Raw genomic sequence first — 14,408 nt, 5'->3', positions numbered from 1 at the left:
GGCTCCGCGCCATGCGGAGTGAGCGTGCTTTCAGGATTGATCAGCGAGGACAAGGCCCCGGTACCGAATCGACGAACGCCGCGCTGCGCTGGGTGGAGTACCGCCTTACCCAGTAGGTCTCGAGCGGCGACACTGGTAATTTGACACTGTCATCAAACACTGTCATCATTGCCGCATGAGCGACGAGCTGTACACCCTCGAACAGCTTTCGGAACGTGTCGCCGACCTCCTGGCCGATGACTACGACGGTCAGCGGAGCGGCCGGGTCCGTGAGCTGCCGAACGGGCGGACCATCCGGTGGTACACGACCATCGGACTCGTCGACCGTCCGCTCGCCACCCGGGGCCGGGTCGCGCTGTACGGCGAGCGGCACGCACTGCAGCTGGCGGCCATCAAGAAGCTGCAGGCACGGGGACTGGCACTGGCCGAGGTGCAGGAGCGACTGCTCGGTGCCACCAACGCCGAGCTCACCGTCCTGGCCGAGGTCAAGGCGAACGTCGCCGTGGACATCGGCCACGGCCGGAACGGCGACGCGCCGGAACCGGGCACTGTCACGAATGTCGTGCCTGCGTTCCGTATCGATGACACTGTCACGGTAGTGCTGGACGGTGTCACCAGAAATCTCGACCACGCCGACATCGCGGAACTGACCACGGCCGCGGCACCACTGCTCGACGCGCTCGAGCGGCTCGGTCTGACCCCACGAAAGGAACGCCGATGAGCACCGACATCGAGTTGATCGACCAGGCGGAGGTGGCCGCCCGGCCGACCGACGACGACGGGCTCGGCTGCCTGCGGACCAAGCACGGCAACCTGCCGCTGGAGTCGATCGACGTCCGCGCCAGGATCACCGGCCTCGCGTCGCACACCGAGCTGACGCAGGGCTTCCGCAACTCCTACGACGAGCCGCTCGAGGCCACGTACGTCTTCCCGCTGCCGCCACGCGCGGCCGTCACGGCGATGCGCATGGCGGCCGACGGCCGGGTCGTCGAAGGCGTGCTGAAGGAGCGCGGCGAGGCACGCGCCACCTACGACCAGGCGATCCAGGAGGGCAAGCGTGCGTCGATCGCCGAAGAGGAGCGGCCGGGCGTGTTCACCATGCGCGTCGGCAACATCCTGCCCGGCGAGCGGGTGACCGTGCACCTGACGCTGGCCGGTGCGCTGTCCTACGAGGACGGCGAGGCCACGTACCGGTTCCCGCTGGTGGTGGCGCCGAAGTACATCCCCGGCCAGCCGGTGGACGGCGAGCAGGTGGGTGACGGCACCGCCATGGACACCAACGAGGTGCCCGACGCGTCCCGCATCTCGCCGCCGGTGCTGCTCCCCGGCTTTCCCAACCCGGTCGGCCTCTCGCTGGAGGTGGACGTCGACGCGGCCGGTCTTCCGCTGGCGGGGGTGCGCTCGAGCCTGCACGCCACCGCGACCGAGGACACCCCGGGCGGCATGCGGATCCGGCTGAACCCCGGCGAGCGCGCCGACCGCGACTTCCTGTTGCGGTTGACGGTCGGCGACGAGTCGGCGGTGAGCACCGCGCTCGCGGTCCTGCCGGACCAGGACGAACAGGGCGGCACGTTCGCGCTGACCGTGCTGCCTCCCACGGGTGCGGCGCCGGAGCGTGGCCGCGACGTGGTGCTGGTCCTGGATCGTTCCGGCTCCATGGGTGGCTGGAAGATGGTCGCGGCCCGGCGGGCGGCGGCCAGGATCATCGACACGCTCGGTGGTGCCGACCGGTTCGCCGTACTGGCGTTCGACCACCAGATCGACACCCCGCCCGGCCTGCCGAACCTGCTGGCGGAGGCGACGGACCGCAACCGTTTCCGCGCGGTGGAGTTCCTGGCGACCCTGGACGCGCGAGGCGGCACCGAGATGCTGTCCCCGCTGCGCCGCGCGGCCGACCTTCTGCGCGAGAACGCGGGCCATGAACGCGTCCTCGTGCTGGTCACGGACGGCCAGATCGGCAACGAGGACCAGCTCCTGCACGAGCTGTCGCCGAAACTGACCGACGTCCGCGTACACACGGTGGGCATCGACAGGGCGGTCAACGAGGGCTTCCTGCAGCGGCTCGCGGGTTCGCGGGGCCGCTGCGAGCTGGTGGAGTCCGAGGACCGCTTCGACGAGGCGATGCACAACATCCACCGCAGGATCGGCCACCCGCTGGTAACGGAACTGCGGGTCACGCAGGACGGGCTGGCGGTGGACGCGGCGACGCTGGCACCCGCGCCGCTCCCGGACGTGTTCCCTGGCGCGCCCGTGGTGGTGATGGGCCGCTACTCGGGCTCGCCGCACGGCGCGGTGACGGTGAGCGGCCTGCCGGACCTTCTGGCGACGCTCACGGCCACCCACAGCGACAACCCGGCCCTCGCGGCCCTGTGGGCGCGAGCGAGCATCCGCGACCTCGAGGACAAGTACGTCACCGGCCAGACCTCGCTGGAAGACCGCATCGTCGAGACGTCACTGAAGTTCGGCGTGCTGTCGCGGTTCACCGCGTTCGTGGCGGTCGACCAGCGAGTGGTGAACGAGGGCGGCAACACCCGCCAGGTCACGCAGCCGGTGGACCTCCCGAGCGGCTGGGATGCCCCTGCCCTGGGCGGCGCCCCGGCAATGCAGGCGGCCATGCCGGTCTTCGGCGCGGCGACCAATCTCGGCCTGGCCGGAGGCGGCTACGGCCAGGCCACCTTCAGCGCACCTCCCGGCGACGCCTTCGGCAGCCCCGCACCGGGCATGCCGATGCCTGCCCCACGCGCCGCCGCCCCGAGGCCAGGATCGGCGGCGCCACGCAAGCGGGCCGCCCGCCCGACGCCGGCACCACCCGTGCCCGCTCCGGGCGACGGCGAATCGCTGGCAACGTTCGTGCGGGAGGAGCTGACACGCCTGCGCGGCAACGAGGGCCAGGACGTGTGGCTGCGAGCGGGCCTGCTGGCCGCGCTGTCGGAACGGATCCGGGTCCTGCTGACGGTGTGGCAGCAGAACAACGAACCGCAGGACGCGCGCACCGCGCTTGGCACCCTGTCGACGGAACTGGCCGTCCCCACCTCGGACCCGGCCGACGTCGACCGCCGCTGGCAGCAGGCGATCACCACGCTGGAGTCCCTGGCGAACGGCGGCCACACCAAACCCCGCCGCGCGTTCTGGAAACGCTGACACGGGCGAAAGGCGCGTTCGGGACGCTCGCTGTCCCGGACGCGCCATTCGGTTTCAGCCCTTGACGCAGACGACCTGCTTCAGCTTCGCCACGACCTCCACCAGGTCGGCCTGGTTGCGGATCACTTCGTCGATGTCCTTGTACGCGGCCGGGATCTCGTCCACGACGCCGTTGTCCTTGCGGCACTCGACGCCAGCGGTCTGGGTGGCCAGGTCCTCGGCGGTGAACCGCTTGCGGGCCTTGTTCCTGGACATCCGGCGTCCGGCGCCGTGGGACGCCGACTCGAACGAGTCCGGGTTGCCGAGGCCCCGCACGATGTAGGACCCCGTGCCCATCGAGCCCGGGATGATGCCCATGTCGCCCCGGCCCGCGCGGATCGCGCCCTTGCGGGTCACCAGAACCTCCTCGCCGAAGTGGGTCTCCTCGGCGACGTAGTTGTGGTGCGCCGAGATCGGCTCCTCGAACCTGACCCGAGGGAACTGCTTGCGTAGCACGTCGCAGATCAGCCGGAGCATCACCGCCCGGTTGCGGCGGGCGTAGTCCTGTGCCCAGAACAGGTCGTGGCGGTACTCCTTCATCTCCCTGGTGTTCGCGAGGAACACCGCAAGGTCCGGGTCCGGCAGGGACTCGTTGTGCGCCAGACCGCGCGCCACCTCGATGTGGTGCTGCGCGAGCAGGTTGCCGATGCCGCGGCTACCCGAGTGCAGCATCACCCACACGTCGCCGTCCGTGTCGAGACAGATCTCGATGAAGTGGTTGCCGCCGCCGAGGGTGCCCATCTGGTGCAGTGCCTTGGCGGAGTTCGCCTTCACCGAGGAGGTCAGGTGCTCGAAGCCGCGCCAGAACGTGTCCCAGTCGGCCGCGTCGCGGTCGGAGAACGCGGTCGCGCGGTGCTGGCCGAAGCCGACCGGGACCGCGCGCTCCAGCTCGGAACGCAGGCGCCGCAGGTCATCCGGGAGATCGGCCGCGCGCAGTGAGGTACGGACCGCGGTCATGCCGCAGCCGATGTCCACCCCGACGGCGGCCGGGGACACGGCGTCACGCATCGCGATCACCGAGCCGACCGTGGCGCCCTTCCCGTAGTGCACGTCCGGCATGACGGCGACGTGCTTGAAGGTCCACGGCAGCGCGGCGATGTTCTGGAGCTGCCGCATCGCCTGTTCCTCGACCGTCTCCGGCCGGGTCCACATGCGAATGTCGACGTGCTTTCCTGAAATCGTGGTCGCTGCCATGAGTTCAAGAGTAGGGAACGGAACCAACCCATTAAATGAGATGGGCGCGTTTCCAGATGGCCTTCGACGGGCCGCCGATCATGCCGACCTCGTCGAGGAACGCCACGATCTTCTCCGCCATCCACCGGCGTGACTCGTGGTGGTGCGGGTTCGCCAGCGCCACCTTCCGTGCCTCGCGCGGGTCGAGGCCCACCGCCGCGTACGAGCCGGGGTGCACGAGGATGTCCATCACCGTCGCCGCGACCACCGCCGTCACCAGGCGGTGCACCTCCAGCGCGGCCCTGCCCAGCTTCTCGAGGCCGCGCACCAACTCCTCGCGCGCGTACCGGACGTGCCTGGCCTCCTCCACCACGTGGATCCGGTTGATCATGCGGATCATCGGCTGGACGCGCTCGTCGTCGAGCATCGAGCGCTGCAGCCGGTCCGTGGTCTCCTCGACGACCAGCACCGACGCGAACATCGCGGGGCCGCCGATGACCGCGCCGAACACCTTCGCAGGCACCCGCACCACCCGCGGCGGGCCGTAGGCGGGCAGCCCGAGCCGCGCGATGCCCTTGCCGAACATGATCGCGTGCCTGGTCTCGTCGCCGATCTCGGTCAGCGCGTAGTGCGTGTGCGGGCTGCGCGGGTCCAGGTCGGCCGCATACCGGGCGAGCAGCTGCATCAGCACGATCTCGGTCCACAGCCCGACGCTGGTGATGCTGCCGATCTCGTGCTTCGACAGCTCCAGCCGCTGCTCCGGGGTCAGCCGGTCCCACAGGTGGGTGCCGTACAGCGACACCCGTTCCTCCGGCATGAAGGCCTTGCCCTCGACCAGTGGCGCATCCCAGTCGATGTCCACATCGGGGTCGTAGGAGTTGCGCATGGACGAGTCGAGCAGCCGCTCTGCGGTGACGTCCCGGTCCTTGGGTTGCAGCGCTCGCGCCATCGCGGTCCTCCCAGACAAGTACCTGTTACTTCACGTAACAGTCAGGCTGTACCGCGACGGTGGCCCTGTCAAGCGTCCTGGCGGGTCAGATCGCCGATCAACTGCACGATCTCCCTCGTGACCGGTCGCAGCAGCCGCAGGCGCGACAGGCCGATCACGCGGTCGAGCAGCGGGACAGTGCGGTCCACGAGCATCCGCGTGCGCCGGCAGTCCGGCGAGCGGTCGTGCACCCAGAACAGCACCACGCCCATCTCGTACAGCCACAGCAACTCGGGCAGCTCGGGCCGCAGCTCGGGGTCGACCTTCGCCGTCGACCCTTCCAGCACCCGCCGGAACAACGCGATCTGCGCGTCGCGAGCGGGGCTCGACTCGGTGGAGAACGGGCTCAGCGGGCTGTCCGGGTCGGCGGCGTTCACGAAGAACTGCGTGCCGAACTCGTGGTAGGGCGCGGCGACCTCCAGCCACCTGACCATCACCGCGCGCAGACGTCTGGCGAAGTCGCGTTCGGTGGCCAGCACCTCGGCGCACGCCTCGTCGTGGAGCTGCGTTATCCGGTCGTAGAAGCCCTGGACCAGCTGATCCTTCGACGAGAAGTAGTAGTACGCGTTGCCGACCGAGACCCCCGCCTCCTTGGCGATGGCCCGCATGGTCGTCTTGTCGTAGCCGTTCTCCTGGAACAACCGCAGCGCCGTCTCCACGATCAGCGTGCGAGTCGCCTCGCTCTTGGGGGTTCTGACGTCCGCCCCTGGAGATTCCGCCACCCGTTCACCGTATCCCTGACCAACCGGCCGAACCCGTACTTCGGCACCGAGGACTCGACGTGCTGATCAGCAGGCGGTAACCGGCAAGGCACGTCCTGTGCAGGGGTGCTGCCCAATGGGGCAACGCTTTGGTTCCACGGGGATCTGATTTCGCCTGCGACGTATTTGTGCAGCCTGTTCGTGCTCTCTTGAGTGAACACAACAGCCGGGGGGCACAGGAGGCACGCGATGTTGTGCACGGCAGAGCCAGATTTCGACCTCTCACAGCTCGAGGCAGAGCTGGCGGGTGTGACCGCGCCACCGGTCACCATTCCGGCATGGTCACGCCCGGTGACACGGGTGAACCTGGACGATGTCGCGGTCGCCGCGTCCGCCGGGGACCAGGCCGCGACCGACGAACTGCTCGGCTACCTGCGCCCGATCATGGTGCGGTACTGCCGCACGAAACTGGGCCGGGTGCGCCCGATCAGCTCGGCCGACGACGTCGCGCAGGAGGTGTGCATCGCGGTGTTCCGCGCGCTACCCACCTACCGGCACCTCGGCCGCCCGTTCCTGTCGTTCGTGTTCGGCGTCGCGTCCCACAAGGTGGCGGACGTCCACCGCGCCGCGGCACGGGACCGCTCGCTGCCGACCGCGGAGACCCCGGACACCGTGCTCGACGACGCGAGCCCCGAACAGATCACGCTGCGCCGCGAACTGGTCGAGCAGGCAGGCGACCTGCTGCGCACGCTACTGCCGCGCCAGCGGGAGATCGTCGTGATGCGAGTGGTGCTTGGCATGTCCGCGCAGGAGACCGCGGACGCTGTCGGCACGACCGCGGACGCGGTCCGCGTCGCACAGCACCGGGCACTCAACCGGCTGCGCAAGACCGTCACCCGCTAGTGGCCCGGCTCAGAACGTTGGCCGTGTATCGGCGGGTCCACGGCGTGGCTGGGCGGGGCGACGGGACGGCGCGCGTACCGGGTGTACTCGGCCGTTCCGGCAACCCGTCCAGGCGCGTCGTGGGCGGGTCGAGACATGGTGAACGTTCTGGGCCGGGCCGCTAGGGACCTCGGCGGCGCGGACAGCTGCAGGGGGCTGCCCGCGCCGCCGATTCACGTCACGACCTCGCCACCTGCCCCTCGATCAGCGGCCAGGGTAGAGTCTTCGTTAAGTATCGAAAAGACTGAGAGGTCTGCCTGGCATGCCGATCGGGCGGTGGGCGCCGCTTTCCCATCCGGACGTCGAGTCCGTCGAGGTCGACGACGTGCTCCGGGCGCTGGCCGATCCCACGCGGCGGCAGATCATCCGGCTGCTCCTGTCCGACGGCGACCGGCCCTGCGGCACGTTCGGCCTGCCGGTCGCCGCCTCGACGCTGAGCCACCACTTCCAGACGTTGCGCAAGGCGGGCATCCTCCGCCAGTACGACGACGGCAGGCAGCGGATGAACACGCTGCGGCTGGACGAGTTGGACGGGCGCTTCCCCGGCCTCGTCAGCATCGTCCTCGCCGCCGGTTAGCCGACCGGGTGGGCGATGCGCTGCGCCACCGGCGCCTCGCTCTTGCTCTGCCGCTTGGCGGCGATCCGCTTCTTGTCGCGCCGCCGCTCGAACCACGAGTCGATCTCCACGATGACCGGGCCAAGCGCCATCACCAGCAGCAGTCCGATCGCCAGCACTGCCCCCGACCACACCAGAACCGCCTGCAGCATGTCTTCCTCCTCCGGTGAACTTGCTGGTCACAGCTTCTCTCCGGAGACCTGTCCCTCGGATCGGTCGAACAGCCGCGCCCACCCGGCCAAGCGGTCACCGCGCCGAGGGCGCGTACTGGCCGATCGGCCGACCCCCGCCCGCCGGTCGGCCGAGGCGGAACGCTCGTCGCTGTCCTAGTTTGAGCCGCATGACACCGCAACCGGTGCCGCATCGCTGGCTGGCCACCTTGCTGGGCGTCGCCCTGCTGCTCGACTTCACGATGATCGTCATGGGCACACCGGCGACCGCCCGGGAGCTGATGCCGCTGCCGGGGGCCGCGATCTTCGCCGCGTGCGCGTGGCTGGGTGTCAACCGCCCCGCGATCGCGTCGATCGTCGGCGCGCTCACGCTGACCTCGTCGTCGCTGATGATGCGGGCCTTCGACGTGAGCACACAGTCGATCGCGCTGTCCCACATCATGCTCACCGAGCTGATCGCCGGAACCGTGCTCGTCGTGCTGGTCGTGTGGCGGGCCGCGCCGGTCGTCGCGTTCGCCTGCACCACGGCGCTGGTCATGGCGTGCCTGGCATCGATCGCCGTGCGGCAGCCGTACTGCGGGTACTACTACTGCGACAACTACCCCGGCTCGTTCGTCCGGCTCATCTCGCCGACCGACCTGATCCAGTCGCTACTGTTCGGTTTCGTGCTGCTGGTCGCGGCCGTCGGCACCGGCCTCTACCTGCGGCGGACCGCGAAGCAGCGGGTCGAGACCGAGATGGGCGCGCTGGTCCGCAAGCAGTGGCCGCTCGGCGCGGCGCTGGGCGTGCTCGCCATGCTGGAGCTGTCCCAGGGCGGCATCCACAGCGTCGTCGGGCTGGCCGGGTCGGCCGTGGCGGGCATGTGCGCGTTCTTCGCGCCGAAGTACCCGCTGCGGAACACGTGGCTCGCGGCGGGTGCGCTGCTGTTCAGCGGGCTGGTCGCCGCGATGTACGGGGGGCACGGGCTGCCGGTGTCCTTCACCGGACTCGCCGCGAGCATGGCGCTGGTCGCGTTCGTCGTCCGGTACGCGGAACGCAGGCAGGCGGTGTGGGCCACGGCCGGGCTGGCGACGGCGAACGCACTGGCGATGGCGGTGCGGGACGTCTCCACCATCACCGACGCCAACTTCTCGCTCATCCTGATCTTCCTGCTGCTCGTGTCGATCGCCGCGGGGGTGTACTTCCGCGCGCGGGACCGGGAGCGGAACCAGACCGTGAAGGCGGCGGTGACGTCGGCGCAGCAGGGCGAGCGGATGGCGCTGGCGCGCGAGCTGCATGACGTGGTCGCGCACCACGTCACCGGCATCGTCGTGCAGGCGCAGGCCGCGCTGCTGGTCGCCGGGAAGAACCCCGAGGTGGCGGTGCCATCGCTGGAGAAGATCGAGCGCAGCGGCACGGAAGCACTGAAGGCCATGCGCACGCTCGTCGGCAGCCTCCGCGACGGCACGGCCGCGTGGACCGCAGGCAACACCGACATGGCGGAACAGGCGACCACCGACCTCGCGGGCGACCTTGCCGGGCTCGCCGAGAACTTCGCGGGCCCGCCGGTCGAGATGGAGCTGAACCTGCCGGACGAGCTGCCGCACGAGGTCGGCCGGTCGGTGCTGCGGCTGGTGCAGGAGTCGCTGACGAACGTCGGCAAGCACGCGCCGGACGCGAGCGCCGTGCGGGTACTGGTGGCCACGACGCCGAGCGGCACCCTGCACATCCGGGTAGCCGACGACGGTTCGCAGCGCCCGGTGAACCCGGCGGGCGGTTCCGGCGGCTACGGTCTGGTCGGCATGCGTGAGCGGGTGGAGCTACTCGGGGGCCGGTTCGACGCGGGGCCCAGCGGATACGTCGGCTGGAGCGTCGAGGCGTGGCTGCCGCTGCGGAAAGAGGGAACGTGATCCGGGTACTGATCGCAGACGATCAGGAGATGGTGCGCGCGGGTTTCCGGATGATCCTGGAGACACAGGACGACATCGAGGTGGTGGCGGACGTCGCCGACGGAGTGTCGGCGGTGCGGCGCGCGAGGGAGCTGCGGCCGGACGTGTGCCTGCTGGACATCCGCATGCCCGGGATGGACGGCCTCGAGGTGACCAAGACGCTCGCCGGGCCGGGGGTGGCGGACCCGCTGAAGGTCGTGGTGGTCACGACCTTCGATCTGGACGAGTACGTGCACGCCGCGCTCGCGGGCGGCGCCAACGGTTTCCTGTTGAAGGACGCAGGCCCGGCGCTACTGCTCGAGGCGGTCCGCGCGGCCGACCGCGGCGACGCGCTGGTGTCGCCGCAGATCACCGTGCGGCTGCTCAAACACTTCTCGACGGCGAACGCGACCGCGCCGGCCAAGTCGGCGACCGAGCCGCTGACCGACCGGGAACTGGACGTCGTGAAGGCCGCCGCGCGCGGGCTCACCAACACCGAGATCGGGACAGAGCTTTACCTGTCGCTCTCGACGGTGAAAACCCACCTCGCCGCGGTGCAGGCCAAGATCGGGGCCCGCAACCGCGTCGAGGTGGCCGCGTGGGCGTGGCGCACCGGCTTGATAAGCGGCGAAGGCTAGGCGCCGCCGCCCGTGCCGCTCTGAACCGTCGCGACGGTCAGCTGGTTGCCGGGCGGGGTGCCCGCGCAGCCCATGCCCGTGTTGGGCAGGAACATCGAGTCGTAGTCGTGCGGCGGGTAGATCCGCAGCCCACGCACCCCGGTCGGCTTGCAGGTGGCCGGGTCGAAGTTCTCGACCCGCACGAACCCGACGTCCGCGAAGGCACTGCTGCCCGGCTTCAACGTGACGACCGGACCCTTCTTGCCGGACCGGAACGCGGCGGGCCCGACCTGGTGCCCGTCGTCACCGGCGACGTACGAGACGCCCGGGAAGCCCTGGATGGTGCAGGTACGACTGCCCTTGTTGGTGAAGACGACGCTGCGGTAGGTCGTGCCCGCGGCCGAGTCACCGCCGCCGAGACTCAGCTTGAGATCGGCGACCTTGCACTCTGTGCTGGCGGGCTGAGTGCCCCCGCCGACACTGGGCGGCGGCTGCTCCGCCTTCGCCGTGCTGGGCGCGGTCGTCGCGGGCGGCGGCGCCTCGGCCGCCGACTGGGAACTGCTCTGCTGGATGGTCGGCACGTCCGGATCACCCGAACTGGCCGTCCCACCCGTGTTGCAAGCGGCGAGCAGCAGCACCGCGCCGCTGATCATCACGCCTGCGCCGATCCTGGACCGCAGCATGGTCATCGCCTCCACCTGGCCCCGACACCACTGGACGCACTTCTGACATCTACTCGCAAGGACGTTCCACCGCGCCCTGGGTTGCTTCCAACCAGAACTACCCCGCATTGGGTAAGAACAAACGAAACATCTTCACGGACAGTGAGAAGCTGTCACGCGCAGCGGAGCAACCCGGCCCGTTCCACCGGCCGATGCGTCAGCGGATTCGCGCGTCTCGCGGGCGTTGGGCGGCGTGCGTCGTCAGTGCACGGATGATCCTGTCGCGCTTGCGGCGGGTGTCGGTGTAGGAGCGGGGGCGCTGGATCAGCGCCCCGTCGGTCAGTGCGTAGCGGGTCCACACCTTCGCGACGCTGCGGCCGTTTCGGTCGGGGATTTCCGAGATCGACACGTGGATGACGTTGCGGGCGCGGATGTGCCTCGTGCGCAGGCCGTTGTCGGTGAACTCCACTTCCCACAGGACACCTCGGGCAGCGGTCGCGGCCGTCAGCATGGCGCGGGAGCGGCCACACGCCAGCTCCAGTGAATAGTCCCGGTCCAGTTCCCAGGTGCGCCGCTTCCCCGCCACGAACCTCGTGACGAAAACCAGAACCACGACACTCCCCAGCACGATCAGAAACGTGTTCATGATGCCCACACCTCCTGCCGTCATGCCGCCCAACCCCCGGTGGACGGCGTGGTGCTGCGGCAGGTCGACCCGGCAGCGCCGACGGGTCATCAGGTCATCCGAAGCACCTCACACCGTTCCCGGTTTGTTGCGAATCCACTTGCTCCATCAACATCCATTAGCGCTGAGCATCAAGGATCCGTCAAGTATTTCGGCGAAACTGGTCCTTTACCGGAAAGGTTCCTGCTTGACCTAAAGCTAGGTGGAGCGGTCACTGTGTACCCATGGACACCGACACCGTCGACCGGTACCTCGCCAGGATCGGCGCCCCGCGGCCCGCCGCGCCGGACGCCGCCGCGCTCCGGGAACTGCACCGGCGGCACCTCGAGGCCGTGCCGTTCGAGAACCTGTCGCTCCACCTCGGGGAACCGGTCTCGCTCGACGAGGACGCGCTCGTCGACAAGATCGTCGCGCGGCGGCGCGGCGGGTTCTGTTACGAGCTCAACGGGGCGTTCGCCGCGCTGCTCACCGCGCTCGGGTACGACGTGCGCATGCTCGCCGCCGGCGTGTTCGGTGGCGACGGCACGCTCTCACCCGCCTTCGACCACCTCGCGCTGCTCGTCGAGCTGGACGAGCGGTACCTCGTCGACGTCGGGTTCGGCGCGCACTCGACCTACCCGTTGCGCCGTGACTGGCCAGAGGCGCAGGAGGACCCGGCGGGCTCGTTTCTCGTCCTCGACGCGCCCGGCGGGGACGTCGACGTGCTCATGAACGGCGTGCGCCAGTACCGGGCCGAGCCGAGGCCGCGCAGGATCACCGACTTCGCGCGCCCGGCCTGGTGGCACGCGAACTCGCCCGAGTCGCACTTCCGGTCCGGACCGCGGTGCTCACGCGCGACCGAGAGCGGGCGCGTCACCATCCTCGGCAACCGCCTGCTCGAGACCGCGCACGGTGAGCGGACCGAGACCGCACTCGCCACCGACGATGAAGTCCTTGCGGCGTACGAGAAGCACTTCGGTTTCGCGCTGCCGCGCGTGCCTACTTGCTAGCCACCCTCCGGTACTTCGCCACCGACCACGGCACGAACACCGCCAGGATCGCGAGCGACGACAGCACTGCGTACAACACGGCGTTGTCCGCGGGCCAGCCCTGCGGCGGCGCCATGTTCGGCGGCGCCTCGTTGCCGAACAGGTCACGCACCGCCTGGATCACCGCCGTGAACGGGTTCCACTCCGCGATCACACCCAGCGGCCCCGGCATCGTGCCCGCGCCGACGAACGCCGAGGAGATGAACGACAGCGGGAACAGCCACATCAGGCCCGCGCTCTGCGCCACCTCGACGCTCGGCGCCGACAACCCGATCAGCGCGCCGATCCACGACATCGCGAAGCCGAACAGCAACAGCAGCAGGTAGGCCAGCACCGCGTCCAGGAAGCTTCCCCGGATCCGCCAGCCGACCACCAGCCCGCACAGCGACATGATCAGCAGCGCCATCGACGAGACGACCAGGTCAGACGTCGTCCTGCCCAGCAGGACCGCGAGCCGCGACATCGGCAGCGAGCGGAACCGGTCGATGATGCCCTTCTGCAGATCGTTGCAGAGCCCGATCACGGTGAACGCCGAGTTGAACGCGATCGTTTGCACGAAGATGCCCGCGATCAGGAACTCGCGGTACTGCTCGCCGCCGAGCGCGCCGCCGAACACGTAGGCGAACAGCAGCACGAACATGATCGGCTGCACCACCGCGGCGAACAGCCAGTCGGCGTTGCGGCGGACGTTGAGCAGGTTGCGCCACGCGACGATGCCACCGTCGCGCAGGCCCTGGGTCAGCACGGTCATGCGGTCTCCTCCGTCGCGCGGCCGGTGAGCGACAGGAACACGTCGTCGAGTGTGGGCCGGTGCAACCCGACGTCCAGGACGGTCACGCCCTCGACATCCAGCCTGCGCAACGCCTCCACCAGCGACTTCGGCCCGCCGTCGACCAGCACCTGCACCCGTTTGCCGTGCCGGTCCACGGTCGGTTCCGCCGAGCCGACCTCGGCGAGCACCCGGCTCGCCACCGTCACCTCGGCCTCCTCCGCGACCACGATCTCCAGCCGCTCGCCGCCGACCTCGCTCTTCAGCTTGTCGGCGGTGCCGCCCGCGATGACCTTGCCGTGGTCGATCACGAGGATGGTGTCGGCCAGTTGGTCGGCCTCCTCCAGGTACTGCGTGGTCAGCAGCACGGTCGCGCCGTCTGCCACCAGCTCGCCGATGACCTCCCACGTCTCGAGCCGCCCGCGCGGGTCGAGCCCCGTGGTCGGCTCGTCGAGCAGCACCACCTGCGGCTCGGCCACCAGCGCGCCAGCGAGGTCGAGGCGCCTGCGCATGCCGCCGGAGTAGGTCTTCGCCATTCTGGCCGCCGCTTCGGTGAGCCGGAACCGGTCGATCAGCACGGTGGCGCGGGCACGGGCGTCCGGCTTGTTCATGCCGTAGAGCCGGCCGACCATGTACAGGTTCTCGAAACCGGTGAGGTTCTCGTCGACGGCCGCGTACTGGCCGGAGAGCCCGATCGCCTTGCGTACCTTGTGCGGCTCGGCCAGCACGTCGTGCCCGGCGACCCACGCGCGGCCGGAGTCCGGGCGCAGGAGGGTCGTCAGGATGCGGACGGCCGTGGTCTTTCCCGCGCCGTTCGGGCCGAGCAGGCCCAGCACGGTGCCCGTCGGTATCTCCAGGTCTATGCCGTCGAGCGCGCGGGTGGACCCGTAGGTCTTCACCAGCGCTTCCGCACGGACGGCCGGGTCGGTTGACATGCGCTCCCCTGGTTCTTCGGCGTGACGGGGCGCAC

The 14,408-nt window shown here is 69.8% G+C and carries 15 protein-coding genes; 7 read left to right on the top strand and 8 right to left on the bottom strand.

All coding sequences use genetic code 11. The features are described from left to right. The first annotated feature begins 175 nt into the window (after positions 1-175). Together WBA97_RS14385 and WBA97_RS14380 are read left to right on the top strand one after the other, a co-directional pair. Entirely contained in the window at positions 176-721 is a 546-nt protein-coding gene (locus tag WBA97_RS14385; protein ID WP_424231291.1) for a MerR family transcriptional regulator, read from the top strand. Next, on the top strand, positions 718-3,141 hold the full coding sequence (locus WBA97_RS14380; protein ID WP_424231290.1) for a VIT domain-containing protein: 2,424 nt from the start codon (positions 718-720) through the stop codon (positions 3,139-3,141). Before WBA97_RS14385 ends, WBA97_RS14380 begins: the two co-directional genes overlap by 4 nt. 54 nt (positions 3,142-3,195) lie before the next feature. Here WBA97_RS14380 and WBA97_RS14375 read toward each other — a convergent pair whose 3' ends face one another. The 3 genes from WBA97_RS14375 to WBA97_RS14365 form a co-directional block, all read right to left on the bottom strand. Then, on the bottom strand, positions 3,196-4,374 hold the full coding sequence (locus WBA97_RS14375) for an RtcB family protein (protein WP_424231289.1): 1,179 nt from the start codon (positions 4,372-4,374) through the stop codon (positions 3,196-3,198). A gap of 31 nt (positions 4,375-4,405) precedes the next feature. Beyond that, positions 4,406-5,302 carry an AurF N-oxygenase family protein gene (locus tag WBA97_RS14370; protein ID WP_424231288.1) on the bottom strand — a complete coding sequence of 299 codons (897 nt, stop codon included), beginning with the start codon at positions 5,300-5,302 and terminating at the stop codon, positions 4,406-4,408. Between the two features lie 68 nt (positions 5,303-5,370). Beyond that, positions 5,371-6,063, bottom strand: a complete 693-nt coding sequence (locus tag WBA97_RS14365) for a TetR family transcriptional regulator (RefSeq protein ID WP_424231287.1) — start codon at positions 6,061-6,063, stop codon at positions 5,371-5,373. Between the two features lie 228 nt (positions 6,064-6,291). On the opposite strand from WBA97_RS14365, the gene shbA reads away from it, so the two are divergent. Both shbA and WBA97_RS14355 read left to right on the top strand, forming a co-directional pair. Next, a complete protein-coding gene (gene shbA / locus WBA97_RS14360; RefSeq protein WP_424231286.1) occupies positions 6,292-6,945 on the top strand; it encodes an RNA polymerase sigma factor ShbA in 654 nt (217 codons plus the stop codon). Between the two features lie 301 nt (positions 6,946-7,246). Then, positions 7,247-7,561 (top strand): ArsR/SmtB family transcription factor, encoded by a 315-nt coding sequence (locus tag WBA97_RS14355; protein WP_424231285.1) that lies wholly within the window; start codon positions 7,247-7,249, stop codon positions 7,559-7,561. Here WBA97_RS14355 and WBA97_RS14350 read toward each other — a convergent pair. Next, positions 7,558-7,752 carry a hypothetical protein gene (locus WBA97_RS14350; RefSeq protein ID WP_424231284.1) on the bottom strand — a complete coding sequence of 65 codons (195 nt, stop codon included), beginning with the start codon at positions 7,750-7,752 and terminating at the stop codon, positions 7,558-7,560. The genes WBA97_RS14355 and WBA97_RS14350 overlap by 4 nt on opposite strands. A 188-nt stretch (positions 7,753-7,940) precedes the next feature. Between WBA97_RS14350 and WBA97_RS14345 the strand changes: the two genes are divergently transcribed. Together WBA97_RS14345 and WBA97_RS14340 are read left to right on the top strand one after the other, a co-directional pair. Then, a complete protein-coding gene (locus tag WBA97_RS14345) occupies positions 7,941-9,659 on the top strand; it encodes a sensor histidine kinase (protein WP_424231283.1) in 1,719 nt (572 codons plus the stop codon). After that, positions 9,656-10,315, top strand: coding sequence for a response regulator (locus WBA97_RS14340; RefSeq protein WP_424231282.1), 660 nt, complete (start codon positions 9,656-9,658; stop codon positions 10,313-10,315). The genes WBA97_RS14345 and WBA97_RS14340 overlap by 4 nt, the downstream gene beginning before the upstream one ends. Here the strand turns inward: WBA97_RS14340 and WBA97_RS14335 are convergent. Next, positions 10,312-10,983, bottom strand: a complete 672-nt coding sequence (locus WBA97_RS14335) for a DUF4232 domain-containing protein (protein WP_424231281.1) — start codon at positions 10,981-10,983, stop codon at positions 10,312-10,314. The two genes, WBA97_RS14340 and WBA97_RS14335, sit on opposite strands and share 4 nt — an antisense overlap. A gap of 190 nt (positions 10,984-11,173) precedes the next feature. After that, positions 11,174-11,602 carry a hypothetical protein gene (locus WBA97_RS14330; RefSeq protein WP_424231280.1) on the bottom strand — a complete coding sequence of 143 codons (429 nt, stop codon included), beginning with the start codon at positions 11,600-11,602 and terminating at the stop codon, positions 11,174-11,176. Positions 11,603-11,865: 263 nt separating this feature from the next. Between WBA97_RS14330 and WBA97_RS14325 the strand changes: the two genes are divergently transcribed. Beyond that, positions 11,866-12,630, top strand: a complete 765-nt coding sequence (locus WBA97_RS14325; RefSeq protein ID WP_424231279.1) for an arylamine N-acetyltransferase family protein — start codon at positions 11,866-11,868, stop codon at positions 12,628-12,630. Here the strand turns inward: WBA97_RS14325 and WBA97_RS14320 are convergent. Both WBA97_RS14320 and WBA97_RS14315 read right to left on the bottom strand, forming a co-directional pair. Beyond that, positions 12,620-13,420: an ABC transporter permease gene (locus WBA97_RS14320; RefSeq protein ID WP_424231278.1), complete on the bottom strand. Its 801-nt coding sequence runs from the start codon at positions 13,418-13,420 to the stop codon at positions 12,620-12,622. The genes WBA97_RS14325 and WBA97_RS14320 overlap by 11 nt on opposite strands. Then, complete coding sequence (locus WBA97_RS14315; protein ID WP_424231277.1) at positions 13,417-14,373, bottom strand: ATP-binding cassette domain-containing protein; 957 nt, start codon at positions 14,371-14,373, stop codon at positions 13,417-13,419. Before WBA97_RS14315 ends, WBA97_RS14320 begins: the two co-directional genes overlap by 4 nt. Positions 14,374-14,408: the final 35 nt, after the last annotated feature.

The organism is Actinophytocola sp., from assembly GCF_049647105.1.
Lineage (GTDB): Bacteria > Actinomycetota > Actinomycetes > Mycobacteriales > Pseudonocardiaceae > Actinophytocola.
Note: the sequence above shows the minus strand (reverse complement) of the source record. Positions and strands in the feature narration are given on the sequence as shown.